Origin of the sequence: Fibrobacter sp. (genome assembly GCA_012523595.1) — a bacterium.
GTDB lineage: Bacteria > Fibrobacterota > Chitinivibrionia > Chitinivibrionales > Chitinispirillaceae > JAAYIG01.
In genome coordinates, this window is record JAAYIG010000116.1 from 1 (window position 1) to 6,140 (window position 6,140).

4 protein-coding genes are annotated in these 6,140 nt (G+C 45.4%); all 4 read right to left on the bottom strand.

The window, feature by feature from the left end:
* On the bottom strand, positions 1-1,633 hold a 1,633-nt coding region (locus GX089_07830), incomplete at its 3' end, for a serine protein kinase PrkA (protein ID NLP02387.1).
* Between the two features lie 90 nt (positions 1,634-1,723).
* Positions 1,724-3,358, bottom strand: coding sequence for a SpoVR family protein (locus tag GX089_07835; GenBank protein ID NLP02388.1), 1,635 nt, complete (start codon positions 3,356-3,358; stop codon positions 1,724-1,726).
* Between the two features lie 9 nt (positions 3,359-3,367).
* Complete coding sequence (locus GX089_07840) at positions 3,368-4,732, bottom strand: DUF444 family protein (protein NLP02389.1); 1,365 nt, start codon at positions 4,730-4,732, stop codon at positions 3,368-3,370.
* Positions 4,722-6,140: serine protein kinase PrkA (locus GX089_07845; protein ID NLP02390.1), on the bottom strand; the 1,419-nt coding region annotated here is incomplete at its 5' end. The genes GX089_07845 and GX089_07840, both read right to left, overlap by 11 nt.

Here is a 6,140-nt window from a genome sequence, read left to right on the forward strand (position 1 = left end):
ACATGTTTATCAGCTTTTCATGCTTGCCGTAGGTAGAGTAAAACTCGTTGAAAATCCTGATGGAATCTCTTCCGGAAATCCCGCTTGCTCCCTCCCGATCCGACTCCGCAATAATTCTGCGGCGTCTCTGTGCAGTAAGTTTCTTCCTGTCATCCTCTGTCAGCCACGGAGGGATAACACCGGAATAGATCTCCATTTTGAGCAATTGAAGGTTATCATCACAGAAAAGATTGTACTTTCTTGCTTCACCAATCCATTCCAGAAGAGCCTCAGAACGGGTAGTCAGCCTGGAGGAGATAATCACTCTGGCAAAATTAGTAAGAACCCTGGGCAGAAAACGCTCCTCGATCTGTTTTCCAAAAGTGTTCTTATAAATCTTCACTTCTGTATTCATGTCCATTACATAGGGGATGTTGATATAGTCTATCCTGTCAGAAAAAGATTTGAATTCCTTTATATTTTTCTGGTCTTCAGGATTCATGATCGCAAGGAGAAGCGAGTTTACATTTTCCTCGGTGTCCTCCACCTTGTGTACACCTTCGCTTATAATATTATGCAGCTCGATAAACCGCTCGGTGTTGTGACCCTTTATATCCATCAGGGCATAAACACCATTATTGGTCTTAGCGTATCTGGAAAAAAGATAGTGCACCTCAGTTGAGCTTTTCAGAAGACTGTTCAGTCTGGCCTGTATAGCTGGATTGTAAACAACATTGTTCCTTGGTTGTTGATCACCGGGACTGAAAACACTTATCCCCTCTCCCACTCTTCTGTTAAAACGATAATGCCTTGCATAGACCATTTTATGCACTACCGATGGATTCTTCAGAAGATTCAAAAGTGCTCTGTAAAGGGCACTGCAAAAGGTGCAGGGTTTGTCCCTGAAGATCCAGTGATATTCCCTGTCAGTAAAGAGTCTCTCTTTAAAGGGAGAATCTTTGAACAAGTCCCTTAAAAAGTCTTCCCTGAGGTTTTTCGGTATGATCAGAATCGGATTGTCATGACTTGGGCATGGAACCTCTATGCAGCCGTCAGCGCTCACAGGCACATGCGCCTCAACACCCTTGTACCCCGAGATCTCTCCTCTTTCACTGGAAAGAATGGCAGCAAGCTGTTCAAGCACAGGAAATGCTGAGATCTCCGATGGAGAACCGAAGAGTTTTGGATCTATCCTCCATACAAGTTCGTATCTCATCCCATCTTCTGAATTGACATAAGATTCGAATTTACGCAGAAGATTATTAAGAAATGTGCTCTTTCCGCAGCCTGGAGGACCATTAAAGATATAAATCTTATTCTGCTGAGCACCGCGCTTCATGCTCTCCACAAGATTTACCAGCCTGTTGGCAAAGAGCCTGTCGGCAAAAAACGGACGGTCGGATTTTTCCTCAAAAAGCCTGCTGCAGTCATAGTAGACATAATGAATAGATTCGGGATCATTCGGATATTCATCGATACCCTCTCCTATGTGGTACTCTATCATATCATGGAACACCTGAAAGATGTTCCTCAGGACAATGCTGGGCCTACGGACTACATCACACAGAAACTCTTCAAAACTCACCGGGGGTTTTCTGCTCCTGTGAATCAGTTTGGAATTTAGATTATTAAGTGCGCCTATTACAGATTCCATTTTTATTTACCTTCAGATGGAAATTTTTCATTTCATGAACACTGTATGTTTCCGGGTCGGTATCGGCATCATATTGAAATCTTCCTGCCGTTACTCCAGTTCTTTTTTTGTCAACTTTCTGTCACTCATGGTATAGAGAACCCGCTTCCATTTCACCTCTGCTTTGTCATTATTACCCGATGAAGGATGCCGTCTCTCTCCCTGAGAAACAGAAACAGGCTCGCTTGTCTCAAGCTGAACCGGACCACCCCACAGAAACTCGATTCCCAGCATCGTGTTACCGATATACTCAGTTACAAGCGGTTTACCCTCAAAATGGTGATTCAGATAGAGGGCATTTTCATCCTCGGACGATCTTTCAACGGTAACGTAAGGCGGGTGGTAGAGGTGATCCTGAAGCATCTCTTTATAATCCTCCACCTTGCGGCTCTTTACATAGTATTCCCAGACCATCTTTTCCTGATTCAGGCGTCGCCCCGCCACAAACAGGTCATGATTGCTTATAAATTCCTGGTCTGTAAAGTAATCGATAAAGAGAGTGTCACAAAGGTCCCTGCGGATATCAAATATGTAATCCAATCCCCTCTTTGTTCCCTTGTCATACTTTTCCCGCTCCATGAAATCCGAAATTTTAATGTATTCAGCACAGTATTTCCCTTTGTCCGCCATCTCCTCGATATACTGAAACAACCTCATCCCCAGAGCATAGGGATTAAGCCCGACTCTTGGAAGTGAAGCAACTCCGGAGTGTGTTCTGGCAAAATCGATCTCATGACCCTTTATGCGGTCATCAGCCAGAAACAGTTTCTCATGCCAGTAACTTGCCCATCCCTCATTCATGATTTTTGTGCGAATCTGCGGCTGAAAAAAAATCGACGTTTTCCGCACAACCTCCATAATCGACCGGATCCAGGCATTCTTTTCTCTGCGAAGATGTTCAGAATTGTTAAGGATAAATTGAAAAATATCGTACCTGTTGTCACAGTGGCTTTTCTTGTATTTTCCAAGAAGAGAATTGAACTCTGGATATCTGCTGCGAACCTCTGTAAAGAATACCTGCTCGGCTGTATCTCCAAATTCTTTTGTGTATCTGTTGTACTTCTCAAGCTCCTTCATGTATTCAGTGATCGGAACCTTAAGAGTTGTCTGAAGAAATACATCGAAATAGAAGTCAAGCGCCGATGATTCATTCTGATGGGGAAGATGATCATGATTTGTCATCTCGGAATAATATCCTACAAGATTATCGATCCCCCTTGAGAATTCTATCACATAGTCAACCCAGCGGCCTTTTTCAGAACGCAATTTGGCGATCAACCTCTTGTCGGACAGGGCCTGTCCTGTGAAGTCATAATCCCAGGTGTTCCTGAAATAGACATTATTCTGGAAAAAGTCAATATGCGCCAGAACATGGTAGAAGATCATCACATTCATCCAGTCCGGATTATTATCATTATAGAAAGAGATCGCCGGACGGGTGTTGATTACCGTTTCGTAAGGATTGGACGGGTAAAGCTCGTAGCGGCCCTGCTCCTTCAGCACCTCCACATCATGAACCCAGTAGTCGTAGAGAGTTGGTATCATAAGTCTGGGTGTAAGCTGAATCAAGTCCCTGTTAGTTACTATATACTCCAGAGTTTCTTCCTGGAAGTTAAGTCCGGCTTTACGGGCGCGCTCCTTGCACCCCTCCATTATAGATTTGGTTCTTTGATCAATAAGTTCCATCTTATGCCTTTACACCGGTATTTCGTGTGAGATAAGTTTCCGTATACCCTCTATCAGTCTCGCCTCGCTGGCATCCTCACTCATTACATCCATCCTGAGCAGATCGGATCTCTCCTCGAGAAGTCCTGAGTTTTCCAGGTATGCCTGTACCTCTGTCTTCTCATTTGCAGCATAGGCATGTGAGGCAATCGTGATTCCTATCCTGCTTGCATAATCCATCATTTTATTGAGCTCGGGCAGAGTTTTTTCACCTGTCGTATCCCAGTCATCCCCGTCAGTGCCATGAAACACGTAGATGTTATACTCCTGGGCCAGATTCTCCTTCTCCACTATTTCATTTACCAGATGATAAGCAGCCGCTACCTGTGTGCCTCCGGCAACTCTTGAATTGTAGTAGGTGTAGAAATCAGGTATCTCCTTTGCCCCGGTATCATGCAAGATGAAGCGTGTTTCGACTCTCTTTGCATACTGGTAGAGAAGCCAGGAGTAGATAAGAACATGCTGTGCCACAACCAGTTCAGTGCATTTCCCCTCCATAGAGCCGGAGTAATCCCTGACAAAGAATACCACTGCCTGAGATTCAAAGTCCTTCTCTCTTGAGAGTATTCTGTAGATTTTATCTGTCGGTGAGACTATGAAATCAGTTGAGTCGATGTTGTTAATGTCACCTATCCGCTGAAGGTTGAAATTTGTTTCAAGAACTCTGCGCAGGGTAGCCTTTTTGTCAAGCACCTGCCCGAATCCACGATGCTTGTCGGTAATGTCGTAGACATACTTTGTCAATGACCTGCGTGCACCTCTGTCCCTGAGATTGGGGAGTTCAAATTTCTCCGTTAGAATTCTTCCCAGATCATAGGCGCTGTTCTGCACATCATGCGAGGCATCCTGGCCTTCACCTGCTCCGGTGCCCTGTCCCTGCTCAGGACGAACAGGCTGCTCACCAATCACCTCTCCATCTTCTCCCTCTCCGGTTCCTCCAGACTCTCCCCCTTCTGTGTAATTAAAGGCGGAATCATGAATGAATTTCTCCTCTACTGTACTGGGAACGATTATGACAGCCCCATTGTCAATTTTTCCGGGCTTGATCAAGCGCCCGACCTTGATTTTTCTGGGAAACCCGTCTTTTTCCCTCAGACGATCCCTCTCGAGCAATTCATCCAGCGATGCAAGAGAAAGAACAGGGTTGGATGTAATTTGAGCATTCTGGAGAAGCAGCAGGTCTGAGTGATCATAAAGACCGCTAAGTTTCCAGTTTCCGCTCTCCTCCTCAGTAGGAAGATCATGATTCATGGAACCATTGAGTTCCTTCAATAATCTTTCCTTCTTTTCAGAAAGATATTTCTCTCTGTCATTTTCATTCATCTCAGTTTTCATCCTCCTGGGTGCAGAAATACTCTATTGTCTTCTGCGCGCAAGTGGTGCAGTAATCGAGCTTCTGAAGCATCGTCTGGATCATCCGGTCATAGAGCTTCTGGTTTTCCTCGTTTGTCCTGTTGGCAAGCGCGCCGACAAGCGATCCTGCTCCTGCAATGTCCGACTTCAGACGGACATCGGTAACAGCTTTCACCAGTTCGAGATTGTCCATGAAATCATAATCCGGATTGAGAGAGATTCTCTGCCCGTATATCTTTCTAATAGATGTTCTGAACATATCTCTCTGTTCTCTGGTTTTAAGACCGAGCCTTTCCTCTACACTCGCAATGTATCTTTCGTCAATTTTGAGTGCTTTCAGTTCTCCGCTCTGCGGATCGCGGTATTTCCACATCCTGTCCGGCCCCAGATTCTCGGCATCGATACCGATTATCATATTGACATAATTCATCACATCCTTGCGGATTGCGTGCGGCTCATCCATATAGGCATTGAACATCTCGGTCATGATTCTTTCACGATACAGCCCTTTGGCGATCTTGAGATCCTCGAGGTATTTCTTCCTGCTGTTGGCATCTGTCACATAATCGAGCACAATTCTCTCAAGCGCCTTGAAGATATCGTAAGCGAACATGCACTTGCCCTCATTTGTTTCCGAGCTTTCTATCAGAAGCTGAACCGCCCTTCCCAGGTTTCTCTGTCCGAGTCCCCTCTGGCCGAAACGGTTGACAATTACAGGGTCCTGGTTCAGGGTATCTATCACCTCGGCCAGAGTCTTTATGCTTTTCTCACCGGCAACTTCTCCCGCTGTCAGTTTCAGAGTCTCTATCGGAGTGAGTTTTTCCGAACGGGCGAGCCTGGTGAGAACGACCGCTACTGATGCTGCATAATTGAGATTGGGGTCCTGATGCAGTATTTCTCTGTTGAGCGTAGTACGGGCTTCTTTACCGATAGCATACTGCGTCAGGTCTTTCTGCAGCCTGTAGTTTGTGTTGTGGGACACATAGCAGATTCTGCACCGGTCAACAATCGGCGCCTCTTCTTTCTCAGAGAGGAAGCGGTTGAATTCGGAGTTATTTGATGTGGCTATTATAAGGGTATCAATCGGCCACTTGAATCCATCTATCTCGATATTGCGATTCTGAATCACCCCGAGGTAAACCTGAACAAGATCTTTTTTGTTTTTATAGATCTCATCACTGAAATGAATTCCTCCTCCGGCAACCCTCGCCAGCGCTCCGCGCCTCAGGTCAAACCGATAAGGGTTATTTGTATCTGTTATATGCAGAAGTCGCTGTATCGATTCTTCACCAAGGAGATCCACTGCCGATGAGGTCATCTTATCCTTTGCTGGATATTTTCCTGTTACTGTTCCCAGGCTCTCGGTGAGGGGTACAGGTACTATCTCCAC

What these genes read in the sequence shown, in the direction of transcription:
- GX089_07835 (NLP02388.1), bottom strand. Translation starts at nt 3,358, where the DNA reads ATGGAACTTATTGATCAAAGAACCAAATCTATAATGGAGGGGTGCAAG.
- GX089_07840 (NLP02389.1), bottom strand. Translation starts at nt 4,732, where the DNA reads ATGAAAACTGAGATGAATGAAAATGACAGAGAGAAATATCTTTCTGAA.